The organism is Streptomyces sp. MB09-02B (assembly GCF_033794485.1).
Taxonomy (GTDB): Bacteria; Actinomycetota; Actinomycetes; order Streptomycetales; family Streptomycetaceae; genus Streptomyces.
Genome location: NZ_JARGEE010000244.1, coordinates 1 through 13,909, shown reverse-complemented (window position 1 = coordinate 13,909; position 13,909 = coordinate 1). Strand labels below are relative to the sequence as shown.

Annotated in this window: 15 protein-coding genes; 13 read left to right on the top strand and 2 right to left on the bottom strand. The window is 71.5% G+C overall.

What is annotated here, in order from left to right:
- Positions 1-258: 258 nt before the first annotated feature.
- Both P1P70_RS28545 and P1P70_RS28540 read left to right on the top strand, forming a co-directional pair.
- Positions 259-942: a response regulator transcription factor gene (locus P1P70_RS28545; protein ID WP_319242707.1), complete on the top strand. Its 684-nt coding sequence runs from the start codon at positions 259-261 to the stop codon at positions 940-942.
- The gene (locus P1P70_RS28540) at positions 939-2,060 is read left to right on the top strand and encodes a sensor histidine kinase (protein WP_319242705.1); all 1,122 of its coding nucleotides are present in this window, start codon (positions 939-941) and stop codon (positions 2,058-2,060) included. The genes P1P70_RS28545 and P1P70_RS28540 overlap by 4 nt, the downstream gene beginning before the upstream one ends.
- 95 nt (positions 2,061-2,155) lie before the next feature.
- On the opposite strand, the gene P1P70_RS28535 is transcribed toward P1P70_RS28540, so the two are convergent.
- The gene (locus tag P1P70_RS28535) at positions 2,156-2,536 is read right to left on the bottom strand and encodes a helix-turn-helix transcriptional regulator (RefSeq protein WP_319242703.1); all 381 of its coding nucleotides are present in this window, start codon (positions 2,534-2,536) and stop codon (positions 2,156-2,158) included.
- A gap of 253 nt (positions 2,537-2,789) precedes the next feature.
- Between P1P70_RS28535 and P1P70_RS28530 the strand changes: the two genes are divergently transcribed.
- The 10 genes from P1P70_RS28530 to P1P70_RS28485 all read left to right on the top strand — a co-directional run bounded on the left by P1P70_RS28530 (position 2,790) and on the right by P1P70_RS28485 (position 12,803).
- Positions 2,790-3,479: a response regulator transcription factor gene (locus tag P1P70_RS28530; RefSeq protein ID WP_319242701.1), complete on the top strand. Its 690-nt coding sequence runs from the start codon at positions 2,790-2,792 to the stop codon at positions 3,477-3,479.
- 99 nt (positions 3,480-3,578) lie between these two features.
- The gene (locus P1P70_RS28525) at positions 3,579-4,946 is read left to right on the top strand and encodes a sensor histidine kinase (protein ID WP_319242699.1); all 1,368 of its coding nucleotides are present in this window, start codon (positions 3,579-3,581) and stop codon (positions 4,944-4,946) included.
- 221 nt (positions 4,947-5,167) lie between these two features.
- Positions 5,168-6,598 (top strand): NAD(P)/FAD-dependent oxidoreductase, encoded by a 1,431-nt coding sequence (locus P1P70_RS28520; RefSeq protein WP_319242698.1) that lies wholly within the window; start codon positions 5,168-5,170, stop codon positions 6,596-6,598.
- A 205-nt stretch (positions 6,599-6,803) separates the two neighbouring features.
- Positions 6,804-7,070 carry a hypothetical protein gene (locus P1P70_RS28515; protein ID WP_319242696.1) on the top strand — a complete coding sequence of 89 codons (267 nt, stop codon included), beginning with the start codon at positions 6,804-6,806 and terminating at the stop codon, positions 7,068-7,070.
- A 116-nt stretch (positions 7,071-7,186) separates the two neighbouring features.
- Positions 7,187-9,106 carry an alpha/beta fold hydrolase gene (locus P1P70_RS28510; RefSeq protein ID WP_319242694.1) on the top strand — a complete coding sequence of 640 codons (1,920 nt, stop codon included), beginning with the start codon at positions 7,187-7,189 and terminating at the stop codon, positions 9,104-9,106.
- Entirely contained in the window at positions 9,103-9,723 is a 621-nt protein-coding gene (locus tag P1P70_RS28505; protein WP_319242692.1) for a hypothetical protein, read from the top strand. The genes P1P70_RS28510 and P1P70_RS28505 overlap by 4 nt, the downstream gene beginning before the upstream one ends.
- Positions 9,724-9,725: 2 nt before the next feature.
- On the top strand, positions 9,726-9,851 hold the full coding sequence (locus P1P70_RS28500; protein WP_319242689.1) for a hypothetical protein: 126 nt from the start codon (positions 9,726-9,728) through the stop codon (positions 9,849-9,851).
- A 39-nt stretch (positions 9,852-9,890) separates the two neighbouring features.
- Positions 9,891-11,783, top strand: coding sequence for an ABC transporter ATP-binding protein (locus P1P70_RS28495; RefSeq protein WP_319242687.1), 1,893 nt, complete (start codon positions 9,891-9,893; stop codon positions 11,781-11,783).
- Positions 11,784-11,826: 43 nt separating this feature from the next.
- Positions 11,827-12,018, top strand: a complete 192-nt coding sequence (locus P1P70_RS28490; RefSeq protein ID WP_319242685.1) for a hypothetical protein — start codon at positions 11,827-11,829, stop codon at positions 12,016-12,018.
- Positions 12,015-12,803 (top strand): class I SAM-dependent methyltransferase, encoded by a 789-nt coding sequence (locus P1P70_RS28485; protein WP_319242683.1) that lies wholly within the window; start codon positions 12,015-12,017, stop codon positions 12,801-12,803. The genes P1P70_RS28490 and P1P70_RS28485 overlap by 4 nt, the downstream gene beginning before the upstream one ends.
- 10 nt (positions 12,804-12,813) lie before the next feature.
- On the opposite strand, the gene P1P70_RS28480 is transcribed toward P1P70_RS28485, so the two are convergent.
- A complete protein-coding gene (locus tag P1P70_RS28480) occupies positions 12,814-13,299 on the bottom strand; it encodes a helix-turn-helix domain-containing protein (RefSeq protein ID WP_319242681.1) in 486 nt (161 codons plus the stop codon).
- A 90-nt stretch (positions 13,300-13,389) separates the two neighbouring features.
- Between P1P70_RS28480 and P1P70_RS28475 the strand changes: the two genes are divergently transcribed.
- Positions 13,390-13,881, top strand: coding sequence for a PaaI family thioesterase (locus tag P1P70_RS28475; protein ID WP_319242679.1), 492 nt, complete (start codon positions 13,390-13,392; stop codon positions 13,879-13,881).
- The last annotated feature ends 28 nt before the right edge of the window (positions 13,882-13,909 follow it).

The following is a 13,909-nucleotide window of genomic DNA, read 5'->3' as shown; positions in this document are numbered from 1 at the left end:
GGGCGGGAGCGGGAGCGTGGGTGGCGACCGGCTGGGACGACAGGTCCGATGACGTGTCAGGTGTCATGGCCTTCAGCGTCGGGGGCGCGAGGAGCGCGTTCCCATCCGGCGGTTGGCCGGAAGGTCCCCGCCGACCGGCCGGAGTCGTCCCCGCCAGGTGACCGGAGAAGGGGAGGAATGGGAACCCGGCGGCGACTTCGGACGTCGTAGCGGTTCCAGCAGAAGTCCAGTGGTGGTCCGACGACGAGCGGGGCACAGGTGATCCGGGTACTGGTGGTCGACGACGAGGCCCTGATCCGTACGGGCTTCGAACACATCCTCAACTCCGCGGACGACATCGACGTGGTCGCGGCGGTCCCCGGCGGCCGGGCCGTCCACGCCGTACGGGAACTGGCCCCCGAGGTCGTCCTGCTGGACATCCGTATGCCGGACGTGGACGGGCTCACCGTCCTCGCCGAGCTCAGGAGACTCCCCCGCCCTCCCGTGGTGGCCATGCTCACCACCTTCGACATGGACGAGTACGTGGCCGCCGCCCTCCGCTCGGGAGCCGCGGGCTTCCTCCTCAAGGACACCGACCCGGAGCAACTGCCTTATCTCATACGCACGTTGGCGGCCGGCGGGGTCGTCCTGTCGTCCCGGGTGACCCGGACCGTGATCGACGGGTACCTGGACAACGGGCCCCGCGAGGCCGCCGTCCGGCTCGTGGACCGGCTGACCGGGCGGGAGCGGGACGTCCTGGTCCTCATCACGGAGGGGCTGTCCAACACCGACATCGGTGACCGGATGCATCTGAGCACGGGCACGGTCAAGGACCATGTGAGCGCGCTGCTCACCAAGCTGGAGGTGGGCAGCCGGGTGCAGGCGGCGCTGCTGGCCGAGCGGGCGGGTCTGCTCAGGCGGTCGCACTCCGTCGGCGGCGGACCCGGACGGGAGGCCCGGTGAGGGCCTTTTCCGGCGCCCCGCATCCATGGATCACGGACGCCGTGCTCGTCGCGGCCTCCCTGGCGGACGTGTGGATCCACGACGTCGGCCCCCATCACCCGCAGGAGCTGTCCGCCGCCCTGCTCGCGGCCTGCGCGCTCGTCGTACGCCGCCGGCTGCCGCTGCCGACCTTCCTGCTCACCCTTCCGACGGCCCTGTTCACTGACGCGGTCTTCGCGACGCTGGTGGCGCTGTACACCCTCGCCTCGCGCACCCACCACCGGGTGCCGCTGGCCGTGTGCGCGCTGGGGTTCACGGTGTGCGACCTGACCTGGTGGTCGTGGCCGTCACCGGAGTTCACCGACCTCGACGACCGCCAGGCCCTGATCCCGCTCTCCTACAGCGTGGCGCAGGCGACCGCGCCCGTCTTCCTGGGGCAGCTCGTCCAGGCCCGCCGGGAGCTGTCGCTGCGTCTGGTCGAGGTCTCCGAGGCACGCGAGCACGAACGGCTGTTGATCGCGCAGAGCGTCCTGGCGACGGAACGCGCCCAGCTCGCCCGGGAGATGCACGACGCCGTCTCCCACCAGGTCAGTCTGATCGCCGTGCGCGCCGGAGCCCTCCAGGTCGGCAGCCGGGACACGGAGGCGAAGGAGGCCGCGGCGACGATACGGCTGCTGAGCGTGCAGACCCTGGACGAGCTGCGGCACATGGTCGGCATACTGCGGGCCTCCGGCAGCCGCCCCACCGAACTGACCCCGCAGCCCTCGCTCGCCGACCTCGACCGGCTGGTCGCCGGCAGCGGCATCGACACCGACCTGCGGACCGACCTGCCGGTGGATCTGCCGCCGCCGGTCCAGCGCGCCGTCTACCGCACCGTGCAGGAAGCCCTCACCAACATCCGCAAGCACGCTCCCGGTGCCACCGCCACCATCCGGGTGCGCCGGCGGGACGGCACGCTGCGCGCGACCGTCACGAACACCGCGCCCGGCCGCCCCGCCCTCTCGCTGCCGGGTGCCCACCACGGCCTGATCGGTCTGCGCCAGCGGGCCGAACTCCTCGGCGGAACGGTCACCACCAGGCATCTGCGGGACGGCGGCTACGAACTGCGTCTGGAGCTGCCGGTCGACGGTGCGCAATGAGCCCTCGGGGTCCGACACCTGACGTGCCCCGGGCCTCGCCCGGCCCGGGGCACTCGGTTCACCCGACACTCGGATATCTGACGCTCACCCACCTGCTATGCGATGCCGACGGGCTGCCCCCGGACTCCGCTCCGACCCGTCAAACGGAACGTTTCCTCCATGCCGTCCGCCCGGTCCGACCGGTCCGACCGGCCCCTTCGATCCATCAGGTCCGTCCGGTCCGTCCGGTCCGTCCGGTCCGTCCGGTCCGTCCGGTCCGTCCGCAGCGCCAGGATTCCCGCACGCAACGCGGTCACCACCAGATGCGTACGGTTCTTCGCGCACAACTTCTCCCGGATGCTGCGCATATGGGACGCCACCGTGCGCGGCGAGATCGACAGCTGACGGGACATGTCCGCGTCCGACATGCCGTGGGCTGCCAGAAGGAGGATCTCCATTTCCCGGGCGCTGAGTCGGCCGGTGCTGTCCACTGCCATGGGTGCCTGCCTTGTTCAAAGTGGGGGTCGAGGACCCGCTGTCGTCCGTTGGCTGCGCCGTGACTCTTCCGTGACTCCCGGGCACCGGCCATCGACCGTTCGACCGATACCCGGCAGTAGGCATCGGCCGATCGGCCCGGCCTCTCGCTCCGGGGCGGAACTTTCGCCGGGTAAGCGTCAACCGCCCGATTCGGCACCGGAGTTCGCCCGGCCGGCTTCCCGGGACCGCCGGTCCGGCCGGGTGATCCATGGCATGCTCGGCCGCGTGAGCAGCACCCCCACACGTGTGATGATCGCCGACGATCAGGATCTGATCCGGACCGGTTTCCGTCTCATCCTCGACGCCCAGGAGGGCATCGAGGTGATCGGGGAGGCAGCCGACGGACTCGCGTGCGTGGAGTCTGCGCGCGCCCTGCGGCCGGATGTGTGCCTGGTGGACATCCGGATGCCGAAGCTGGACGGACTGGAGGTGACCCGGCTGCTGGCCGGGCCGGGGGCCACACACCCCACCCAGGTCGTGGTGGTCACCAGCTTCGACCAGGACGACTACCTCAACATCGCGCTGCGCAACGGAGCGTGCGGCTTCCTCCTCAAGGACGCGGCGCCCGCGTTGCTGATCGAGGCGGTGCGGGCGGCGGCGCGCGGTGACGCGTTGGTCTCGCCCTCGGTGACCGTCCGACTGCTGAAGCAGCTGGAGCAGCGGGCGGCGGCCCCCGCCGGGTTGACCGGGGCGCCCGAAGCCTCGCTCAGCGCACGGGAGTTGGAGGTCGCCCGACTGGTCGCGGTGGGCCGGACCAATCAGGAGATCAGCGACGAGCTGTGCCTGTCGCTGTCCACCGTGAAGACCCATCTGGGTCACATCCACCACAAGCTCGGCGTACGCAACCGCGTCGAGGTGGCCGCGTGGGCCTGGGCCAACGGAACGGTACGGACAGGGCACTGACGAGGATTCTGTGAACATCCTGTAATGGATCTATGACGCTCCCCACAGATCGATCCACCCTCTGCCGGGGAAGCATGTGCGTGCCTAGCCTCCGGTTGTATGACAACTTCGTCACTCGCGGCACTGTCGGCACTCTCGGCACGAGCGACCCAGCCGCACCACCACGGCCGACCTCGGTTACCCGCGCGACGGCTGGACCACCGCGCCCTGTACCCGGCGCTCGGCGTGCTGTGGCTGCTCGACGTGGCCCTCATCGTGACGCAGCAACGGGGCCCCCTCGACTGGTTGCCGCTGGTGACGGGACCGGTCGCCCTGGCCCTGGTGCTCGTGCCCGAAGCACGGCTGAGCATCACCTGGCGCACGGGGTTCTGTGCGGCCGTCTCGACGACGGTGACCCTGGGCACCTCGCTGCTGGGGTGGGCCATGCCCGAGTGGGGGCTGCTGGAGACGGCGTGCATGCTGGTCCTGCTCGCCCGTACCTGCCGCCACGTGGCCCGGCCCCGGGTCGCTCTGGCGCTGGCCGCGGCGATGGGGGCCAGCGTCATCGACGAACCCCTGCGCACCGGGGGTACGGGGATCACCCTCACCTACCCGTTCCTGCTGACGTTCGCGGTCGGCGGCGCCGTCGGCGCGGGGTGCTACCTGCGGACCCTGGACGCCCGGCGTCGCCGCACGATCGCCGCCGTACGGCTCGCGGAGCGGATCCAACTCGCCCGGGAACTGCACGACTTCGTCGCCCACCACGTGACGGGCATCATCGCCCAGGCGCATGCCGCCGGTGTCATCCACGAGAGCGCGCCCCAGCAGGTCGGCCCCATCCTGGGCAACATCGCCGAGGCCGGGCAGCGGACCATGGACTCCATGCGCCGCCTGATCCGGGTGCTGCGCGAGGACGGCGAACAGGTCTCCCTCGAACGCCCCGAGGAGCCGTACGGCGAACTCACCGGACTGGTATCGGAGTTCAGCGGGCAGGGTGACGGTTCGACCGCCCAGCTGGAGATCACCGGAGCCGCCCGCAGAAGCGCTCTGCTGCCCGAGGTGGGCTCGGCGGTCCACCGGGTGGTGCAGGAGGCGCTGACCAACGTACGGCGGCACGCGCCGGGCACCCAGGCCACGGTGCGCGTCCACCGCACCCGCGACGACCTGCTGCGGGTCGACGTCTACAACGAGGGGCCCGTGCGGCGGCACTCCCGCCCCACCGGGGGGCGCGGCGGCTACGGCCTGATCGGGCTGCGGGAGCGGGCGGAGGCGGTCGGGGGTTCCCTGACGGCGGGCCCGGACGACGACGGCGGCTGGTGGCTCATCGCGCATTTCCCCGTGCTCCAGAAAACCGCTCCCCCGGAATCCGAGGAGGGCTCCGCGACGGGTTCCGCATCGGGTTCGGTCTCCCGTCGGACCTCCGGACGCCATGCGAAGCCGCACGCGCCCGCAGCGCCCGAACCGGACATGAGCTGGGACGCGAGTTAGGCGTTCCGGGGACGAGAATTAGGCAATTCTGCGAATCGCGCCGGGACGGCCGATCGCTCTATCGTTTGGGAGCCAAAGGCGCCGGGACGGCCTTCCCTCGTCCCGCAGAGTGGTGAATCGGCCCGGGCGGGCCCTTCGCGGGGCCCGTTCCGTCCTTTTCCGTCCACCACCGCGCGAGCCGCGCGGACCGGCGCCGATCGTCGAGCACACGTGGGAGACGTATGACTACGGCCGTCGTGGTGGGCAGCGGTCCGAACGGTCTCGCCGCGGCCGTGTTCCTCGCCCGGGAGGGCGTCGAGGTCACCGTCCTCGAAGCGGCCGACACCATCGGAGGGGGCACCCGCACCAGCGAACTGACGCCGGGTCTCCTGCACGACCACTGCTCCGCCACCCACCCCATGGCCGTGGGCTCCCCGTTCCTGCGGAGCCTCGACCTCGGCCGGCACGGGCTGACCTGGTGCCTGCCGGAGATCGACTGCGCGCATCCGCTGGACTCCGGCGAGGCAGGGGTCCTGCACCGGTCGGTCGAGAAGACGGCCGACGGCCTCCCCGGCGGTGACGGCCGCAGGTGGCGGCGGGCCTTCGGACCGCTCGTGGACGGTTACGACGCGCTGGCCGAGGACCTCATGCGGCCGCTCGCGCACGTGCCGCGCCACCCCTTGCGCCTCGCGTCCTTCGGACCGCGGGCACTGCTGCCGACCGCCGCGGTGGCCCGGCGATGGCGGTCCGAGAGCGCCCGTGCCCTTTTCGCCGGTGTGGCCGCCCACGCCTTCCGCCCGTTCGACCGGCCCGCGAGCGCCGCGATCGGTCTGACGATCATCGCCGCCGGCCACCGGCACGGCTGGCCGGTGGCCGCGGGCGGCTCCCGGGCGATCAGCGACGCGCTGGCCGCTCAGCTCACGGAGTTCGGGGGCCGGATCGAGACCGGGACGCGGGTGCGCTCCCGGGCCGATCTCCCCCCGGCCGACCTGGTCCTCTTCGACCTGGGCCCCGGGGCCGTGGCCGACATCCTGGGGGATCTGCTGCCGGGCCGGGTGGCCCGGGCCTACCGGCGCTACCGCCAGGGCCCCGGCGCCTTCAAGGTGGACTTCGCGGTCCAGGACGGAGTGCCCTGGACCAGCGCGGCGGCCCGCCGGGCCGGGACCGTCCATCTCGGCGGGCCCTACGCGGAGGTCGCCGCCACCGAGCGGGCCGTCCACGCGGGCCGTATGCCGAAGCGGCCGTTCGTGCTGGTCGGTCAGCAGTACCTGGCCGACCCGCAGCGCTCGAAGGGCGACGTCCATCCCGTGTGGACGTACGCACACGTGCCGCACGGCTACGACGGCGACGCCACGGAGGCGATCGTCGCGCAGATCGAGCGCTTCGCCCCCGGCTTCCGCGAGCGGGTCCTGGACATGGCCGTCCGCGCACCGGCCGGGTTCGAGGAGTACAACCCGAACTACGTCGGCGGTGACATCGTCGCCGGGGCCAACACCGCCTTCCAGCTCGTCATGCGGCCCCGCCCCGCGCTCGACCCCTACAGCACCGGTGTGCCGGGCATGTACCTCTGCTCGGCGGCCACGCCGCCGGGCGCCGGCGCCCACGGCATGTGCGGCGCGAACGCCGCCGCGTCGGCCCTGCGCCACCTCGGGCGGCGACGCGGCAAGGAATGAGCGCACCATCCCCCCGAAAGGCCTGGACCGAATCGGTCCAGGCCTTTTTCGTGCCCGTTGAATGCAGGTTCCCACGCGAAAGCAGGCGACCGAGAATAGGTATTTTTATCGATGCGGAGGCGGTCGGCGAGAGCCTAATGTTTTCTCCAGAAGGACACCGGAAGAAAAGAACTTCCGAAGTCCCGAAAGTGAGAGGAAGAAAGAAATGAGCAGCATCGAGAACGCGCTGAACAGCGTGGAGATCCCCGTCGAGGGTGTCGTCTACGTCGCCGCTCGCCCGACCCTGGGCACGCCGCGCATCGCGCGGATCGGCCGGATCGCCCAGGCGGCCGAGGGGGTGGGCGCCATCGCGGCGGCCGCCACCGCCGCGGTCGGCGTCGCCCAGGCCGCCGAGGCCAACAACCTGGCGGCGGAGGCCAACGCCCAGAACGCGGCCGCCCTCGCGGCGGTCGGTGGCGCGCCCGCGGCCTGACGACCGGCGCTGGACACATAAGGAACCCGCTGTCGGACCAGAGGGCTGTTCTGGTCCGACAGCGGGTTCCTCCGCACGCGAAAAACGTGCTCAAAAGTACCAGGAAAAGAGGTTCCATGAAACTCGTCCGAAGGATCAATTCCGCGGTGCCGGGCCGGATCGCCTCCGCGGTGTTCAGCCCGATACCGGTGGGCCGGGACCGTGCGCTGGGCCTGTCGGAGCGGCTGGCCGCCGCGACGAGCCTCACCTCGTCCCTCGAATACCTCACGCAGCGCCACGAGATGGGCAAGGGGGGCATGAACGACTGGGAGATCGCCAAGGACAGCATCGCCCACGCGAACCCGCTGGTGCGCCGGCTGATCGACATCGCCAGCGGACCACGGACCACGACGGCACTGCACGTCACACGAGCCGGGGTCGCCTGCGCCATGCTGCTGCCGGGCAGGTCGCCCTGGCGCGGGGCGGGCAGCCTCTTCCTCGGCGCGACCTCCGCCCTGCTCGGCCCCCGCCAGCACTACGGCAGCGACGGCGCCGACCAGGTGGCGACCCTCGTCCAGCTCGCCACCGGCGGCGCCCGCCTGGTGCCCTCGCCGGCCGCCAAGGACGCCCTTCTCTGGTACGTGGCCCTGCAGTCCAACCTCTCCTACCTGATATCCGGCTGGGTCAAGCTGCTCGGCCCGGACTGGCGCGACGGCTCCGCCCTGCCCGGGGTGATGCGCACCCACACCTACGGCCACCAGGGCATGCACACCTGGATCAGGAACAACCCCCGGGCCGCCAGACTGCTCGCCCACGGCGTGCTGGCCCTGGAGTGCCTCTTCCCGCTCGCCTATCTCAAGGAGGGCCGGCTGACCCGCCCCGTCCTCGCGAGCGCCGCCGCGTTCCATCTCGCCAACGGCTACTTCATGGGGCTCGGCAGGTTCGCGACCGCGTTCCCCGCGATGCACCCCCTGATCGCCTACACCGCGGCCCCCCGCGCCCACCCGGCCGTCGCGGGACGGGACGACCGCGCCCTGCCCGCCGCGCTCACCGCTCTCGCGGGGGCCACGGCGGCCGCGGCCGTCACCGCCGTCCAACGGCGCATGCGCGCCACCGAGGGCTGGCGGACCTCCCGCGTGCTGACGACCCGTCACGGCAACCGGCTCCAGTACGAGGAGATGGCGGCGGGCGACACCGATCGCCCCGTCTTCGTGCTCGCCGCCGGTCTGCTGTCCACCAGCGAGCACTACGCCTGGATCAGCGAGCGCCTGTCCTACGAGACCACGTACGGCGTCATCACCTACGCCCGCGCCGGGTACGCCGGAAGCCGTCGCCGGGCGGTCACCGCGTACCGGCTCACGGAGTCCGTCGACGACCTCGTCGACCTGGTGAACGGGGCCGTGGCACCCCACCGCCAGGTGATCCTGGTCGGCCACTCGATCGGCGGAGAGCTCGCCCGTCGTGCCGTCCGGCACCTCGGCGACCGGGTGCACGGCGTCGTGTACCTCGACTCCTCGCACCCGGACCAGTTCAACCGCTCCGCCCAGCAGCGGGTGACCGGCGCCGGCCTCGGCAGCACCTTCGCGTCCATGAGCCGGGCACTGCGCCTGGGCACCGGGGCCCTGCTGACCCGCCCGTGGTGGATCAAAGAACTGCCCGCCGCCTACCACGACAAGGTCTTCGCCCAGTACGGCGACGCGCGGATGTGGTACGCGGCCCGCCGCGAATGGGCGGCGCTGCAGGAGGACTTCAAGACGTTCTCCGGACCGCTCGACCGGATCGACGGCGTGCCCGCCCTGGTGATCTCCGCCCAGCGGACCGTGGACCGCGACCCCGAGCAACTGCTGATGCACCGTGAACTCGCCGAGGCGCACCGCCGGGCGCCCAGCCAGACGGTGGTCGTCGAGGGCGCGGGACACGACTCCCTGCTGATCAACAGCCGCTACGCCCACCAGGTCACCGACCGCGTCCTCACGTTCTTCCAGGGCGTCGAGGACGAGGCCCGGGCTCCCCGGCCGACCCGGTCCGTCACGCTCGACAAGGAGACCGCGCGATGAGCACCCCCCGACGTCTCCCGTCGCGAAACCCGTTCACCGGCGAGGGCGCGGCCTGGCGGATCGCCGGCGCCGCCATGCTGGTCGTCACCGTCGCCGGTCAGCACCCCTTCGAGCAGTTCTCCCGGTTCCGTGCCAAGGACGTGCTGTCCCTGGTGCCGAACTGGCGGTTCTTCGCCCCCAACCCCTGTATGCACGACAGCCACTTCCTGTACCGCACGGTGGACGCGGACGGCAGCGCCTCGCCGTGGCACGACGCGTTCGCGACCGAGACCCGCAAGCCCCGGCACATCGTGTGGTTCCCGACCCGCCGCGCGGACAAGGGAATCGTCGACGCGTGCGCCGACATCCTGCCGACCCTGGAGTTCGGCGGCTTCGAGGGGGCCGCGCGCACCCCCGGGTACCGGATGGTCGCCGAGCACCTGCGTGTCCTCATCGGGTCCCGGGGGCCCGTGCCCGAGGACGTCCGGGGCTTCCAGTTCGCCCTGGCCAAGGGCACCGGCTTCGACACGCGCCACCGTCCCTCGCTGATGTTCGTCTCCCCGTTCGTCCCCCTCGACCCGCAGGCCCCGGGCACCCCGCTGACGCGGGTCCCGGCCAAGACCCCCGCGAAGGTGTGACCATGGACCACGCGACCCCCTTCATCCTCCTCGGCCTCCTGATCTTCGCGGTCGGCCTGCTCAAGGCGGGCCTGCGGCTCGCCAGGGACCGCGCCGAACCGGACGAGGACGGCAGGGAGCACGAGTGAACCGGGCGCGGGCGGCCGCCGTGGGACCGGGGACGCGCGATGAGTGACCGTCCGGCCGGCCGGGGACGGCACACACGCCCGCAGGACCCGCCGGTGAACCTGGAGAAGGAGGCCGGCCCCGGTGTCGGGCGGCGCGCCGCCCACCGGGCGGTTCCCCAGCTCAACCTGCATCTGCTGTGGGGTGAGGGCGCCAAACCCTGGCGGGCCATGGGCCGGCACCGCCGTCTGGTCCTGCTCGGCATCCTCCTCGGCCTGCTGGGCGCCGCGACGTCCCTGGCCCAGCCCGCCGTCATCGGCGGACTGGTCGCCGCCGTCGGGGAGGGCCGCTCACTGACCGGCCCGATCATGGTGGGCGCGGCCCTGTTCATCGCCGACGCGCTCCTGGGCGCGGCCCACTCGTACGTCATCGGGCTGGCCGGCGAGAACATCGTCTACGACATCCGCCGGACCCTGGCCGCACGGCTGCTGCGCTCCCGGTTCAGGGCCTACAGCAATCTGCAGCAGGGCGATGTGTTCTCCCGGATGGTCAGCGACACCATGCTCGCCCGCTCCACGATGACCCACGCGATCGACAGCATCCTCAACAACAGCTTCCTGGTGGTCGGCGGGATCGTCCTGATGGCCTGGATCGACACGGTGCTGCTCACCGCCACCCTGGTCTGCCTGGGCGCGACCAGCGTCGTCTCGCTCTATCTGGCGCGCGGGGTGCGCAGGGTGTCGGTGCGCAACCAGACCGATCTGGGTACCTTCGGCACCGCGCTGCTGCGGGTGCTGGGGGCGATGCCGACCGTGAAGGCGTCGCGTGCCGAGGCCAGGGAGGCCGAGGGGATCGCGGCCATCGCGCGGCGGGCCCGGAAGTCGGGGATCAAGGTGACGGTGATGTCGTCGCTGCTCGACCCGACCATGAGCATCGGCACGCAGCTCGCGCTGACGGTCGTCATCGGTCTGGGCGCGGCCCGCACCGCGACCGGGGCCATGCCGACCGCCGATCTGACGGCGTTCATCCTCTATCTGTTCTACCTGGTGGCGCCGTTGCTGACGTTGTTCGAGTCGATCGCGCAGTTCCAGATCGGCAGGGCGTCGGTGGAACGGCTCGCGGAGCTCGGCAAGATCGAGGTCGAGACGGATCCGGAGGGCGGTCGGCCGGCGGAACGGCCGCGCGCCGCCCGCTCGTTCGGGCGGGGGTACGAGCCCGGTCTCACCTTCGACGGTGTCCGGTTCTCCTATCCGGGCAGCGACAAGGTCGTCCTCGACGGGGTCTCCTTCACCGTCCCGGCCGAGGGGCTGACCGCCGTCGTGGGCCCTTCCGGCGGCGGCAAGTCCACCGTCTTCCAGCTGATCGAGCGGCTCTTCGACCCGGTGTCCGGCGCGATCCGCATCGACGGCACGGACATCACCGACCTGCCGCTCAACCGGCTGCGGTCCATCGTCGGCTACGTCGACCAGGACCACACCCTGCTGCGCGGCACCGTCCGGGAGAACCTCACCTACAGCGCGCCGGACGCCGACGACAAGGACATCGCCGAGGCGCTGCGCATGGCCAACCTGACCGAGGTGATCGCCGCGCTCCCCCAGGGCCTCGACACCCCGCTCGGCGACCGGGGTGCCGGACTGTCGGGCGGTCAGCGCCAACGCCTCGCCATCGCCCGTACGTTGCTGCAGGCCCCCCGGTTCCTGCTGCTGGACGAGGCCACCGCGAACCTCGACACCGAATCGGAGAACGCGCTGCGCGACAGCATCGCGATGATCTCGGGTTTCTGCTCGGTCATCGCCATCGCCCACCGGCTGTCCACGGTCACCGAGGCCCAGCAGATCGTCGTGCTCGACCGGGGGCGGGTGCACGCCATGGGCACGCACGACGAACTCCACCGGCACAGCGAGCTGTACCGCCGGCTCGCCCGGCTCCAGGAACTCAGCGACCTGGCGTCCTGACACGACATCCCGACAGGAGAACGCATCCCGACAGGAGAAGTTCATGAACGACTTTCTGCTCATCCCGTCCGTGGTGGCCCTCGGCATCGTCGGGTTCCTGATCGCCACCCGGGCCGTCAGCACCCCCGCCGTCCTCGGCGTCGCCCTCGTGGTGCTGCTCGGTGCCTGCTCCCAGGCCAGACGGAACGACCGTCCGAGGACCACCACACCCAAGAAGCGGAGGCACCACCCATGAGCACAACCACCACGTCCGGCATCGTCGACGACATCGGTTACGGCCGGCAGTTCGACGGCTGGTACCACCGTCTCTTCCCCGATGACGCGTCCGTCGTCGCAGAGGTGGAACTCCTGGCCTCGCTGCACCCCGACCCGGCCTCGGGGACGGTCGAGTTCGGTGTCGGCAACGGGCGCGTCGCCCTACCGCTCTCCCGCCGGATCGGCAGGATCACCGGAGTCGACTCCTCGCCGGAGATGCTCGACCTGCTGCGCCGGGACCTCACCGGGGACACCCCCGTGGAGCCCGTGCACGCCGACATCCGCACCTACACCGCCGACGGCACCGTGGGACTCGTGTACGCGATCTGCGCCACCCTCTCGATGCTGCTGACCCCCGAGGAGCAGGGGCAGGCCGTGCGGCGCGCCGCCGATCTGCTCGCCCCCGGCGGCCGACTGCTCGTGGAGACCCACAACAAGGCGGCCATCATCGCCCTGCACGAGGGCAGCGCCCGCGCCACGTACTTCTCGCCCTACCCGGAGCCGGGTACCGGCCTGCAGAGCCACTCCGTCCTCCTGCCGGAGGGATCCCTGTGGCACCTCTCCCACGTCTGGTACGAGTCCGACGGCACCACCCGGGTCGGCACCGAGGTCTCCCGGCTGACGGCCCCGGAGGAGTTCGACGCCTACGCCGTCGCGGCCGGCCTGGAACCGGAGCGCCGCTGGGGCGACTGGCCCGCCGACGCGGCCCCGTACGGCCCGGACTCGCCCCTGGCCATCTGCGCCTACGTCAAGCCCGGCCCGTAGCGGTTCGGGTTCACCGCGCGACGTCGTCCCGGGTGAGGAGCCGCGCCGAGGGCCCAGGGTGGATGCGGGCCTGGCGCGGGGTCAGCGGTCCGTGCCCCTCCTCGCAGACGACCACGGCCCGCACGGTGTCGCCGCACTCCGTGTGGCGCACCTCCAGGGGCGTCCCCTCGGGGTCGGCCGTGTACCGGTCGCCCCACTGCTTGAGGGCGATCATCGCGGGCCACAGGTCCCAGCCCTTCCGTGTGAGCCGGTACTCACGGCGGGTACGGCTGCCGGGCTCCTGGTAGGCGGCGGTCTCCAGGATCCCGGCCGCGACCAGCTTGCGCAGCCGGTCCGCCAGGACGGCGTCGGACAGCCCGACGTGCCGCCGGAAGTCGTCGAAACGCCGGACGCCGTTCATGGCGTCCCGCAGCAGCAGCAGCGACCACTTCTCGCCGACCAGGTCCAGCGTCCGGTGGACCGTGCAGTTCTCCGCGCTCGTCTCCAGCCACCTCATGCGCTCATCCTAGGCTGACTTCGTGATTGACAGCCAGAAGGAGGCACAGCTAGCTTCATTCGGAAAAGTCAGCCAGCGTCGGGAGTGGAAATGCGCAGGTCACGTACGTTCGCGTGGGAGGACCCCACTGTTTCCGCCCAGGCCGTCGGTGACCACACGGGGCTCGGGTTCCTCCGGGAGATGCTCGCCGGGCGCCTGCCCGCCCCGCCGGTGGCCGCCACCCTGGGCTTCACCCTGGAGGAGGCAGAGCACGGCAGGGTGGTCTTCGTCCTGGTGCCGGGCGAGGAGCACTACAACCCGATCGGCAGCGTCCACGGCGGCGTGTACGCCACCCTCCTGGACTCGGCGGCCGGGTGCGCGGTGCAGTCCGTGCTGCCGCAGGGCATGGGGTACACCTCGCTCGACCTGACCCTGAAGTTCCTGCGCCCGATCACCGTCGACACCGGCAAGGTCCGCGCCATCGGCACCGTCCTCAACAGCGGACGCCGCACGGCCCTGGCCCAGGCCGAGCTCCGTGACACCGAGGACCGACTGCTGGCCCACGCCACCAGCAGCTGCATGCTCTTCCCCCTTCTCCTTTAAAAAAATTCCAACCCCAAAAAAAAGGAAA

What these genes read in the sequence shown, in the direction of transcription:
- P1P70_RS28505 (WP_319242692.1), top strand. Translation starts at nt 9,103, where the DNA reads ATGAGCACCCCCCGACGTCTCCCGTCGCGAAACCCGTTCACCGGCGAG.
- P1P70_RS28495 (WP_319242687.1), top strand. Translation starts at nt 9,891, where the DNA reads ATGAGTGACCGTCCGGCCGGCCGGGGACGGCACACACGCCCGCAGGAC.
- P1P70_RS28520 (WP_319242698.1), top strand. Translation starts at nt 5,168, where the DNA reads ATGACTACGGCCGTCGTGGTGGGCAGCGGTCCGAACGGTCTCGCCGCG.
- P1P70_RS28530 (WP_319242701.1), top strand. Translation starts at nt 2,790, where the DNA reads ATGCTCGGCCGCGTGAGCAGCACCCCCACACGTGTGATGATCGCCGAC.
- P1P70_RS28510 (WP_319242694.1), top strand. Translation starts at nt 7,187, where the DNA reads ATGAAACTCGTCCGAAGGATCAATTCCGCGGTGCCGGGCCGGATCGCC.
- P1P70_RS28490 (WP_319242685.1), top strand. Translation starts at nt 11,827, where the DNA reads ATGAACGACTTTCTGCTCATCCCGTCCGTGGTGGCCCTCGGCATCGTC.
- P1P70_RS28480 (WP_319242681.1), bottom strand. Translation starts at nt 13,299, where the DNA reads ATGAGGTGGCTGGAGACGAGCGCGGAGAACTGCACGGTCCACCGGACG.
- P1P70_RS28525 (WP_319242699.1), top strand. Translation starts at nt 3,579, where the DNA reads ATGACAACTTCGTCACTCGCGGCACTGTCGGCACTCTCGGCACGAGCG.
- P1P70_RS28485 (WP_319242683.1), top strand. Translation starts at nt 12,015, where the DNA reads ATGAGCACAACCACCACGTCCGGCATCGTCGACGACATCGGTTACGGC.
- P1P70_RS28515 (WP_319242696.1), top strand. Translation starts at nt 6,804, where the DNA reads ATGAGCAGCATCGAGAACGCGCTGAACAGCGTGGAGATCCCCGTCGAG.
- P1P70_RS28475 (WP_319242679.1), top strand. Translation starts at nt 13,390, where the DNA reads ATGCGCAGGTCACGTACGTTCGCGTGGGAGGACCCCACTGTTTCCGCC.
- P1P70_RS28500 (WP_319242689.1), top strand. Translation starts at nt 9,726, where the DNA reads ATGGACCACGCGACCCCCTTCATCCTCCTCGGCCTCCTGATCTTCGCG.
- P1P70_RS28535 (WP_319242703.1), bottom strand. Translation starts at nt 2,536, where the DNA reads ATGGCAGTGGACAGCACCGGCCGACTCAGCGCCCGGGAAATGGAGATC.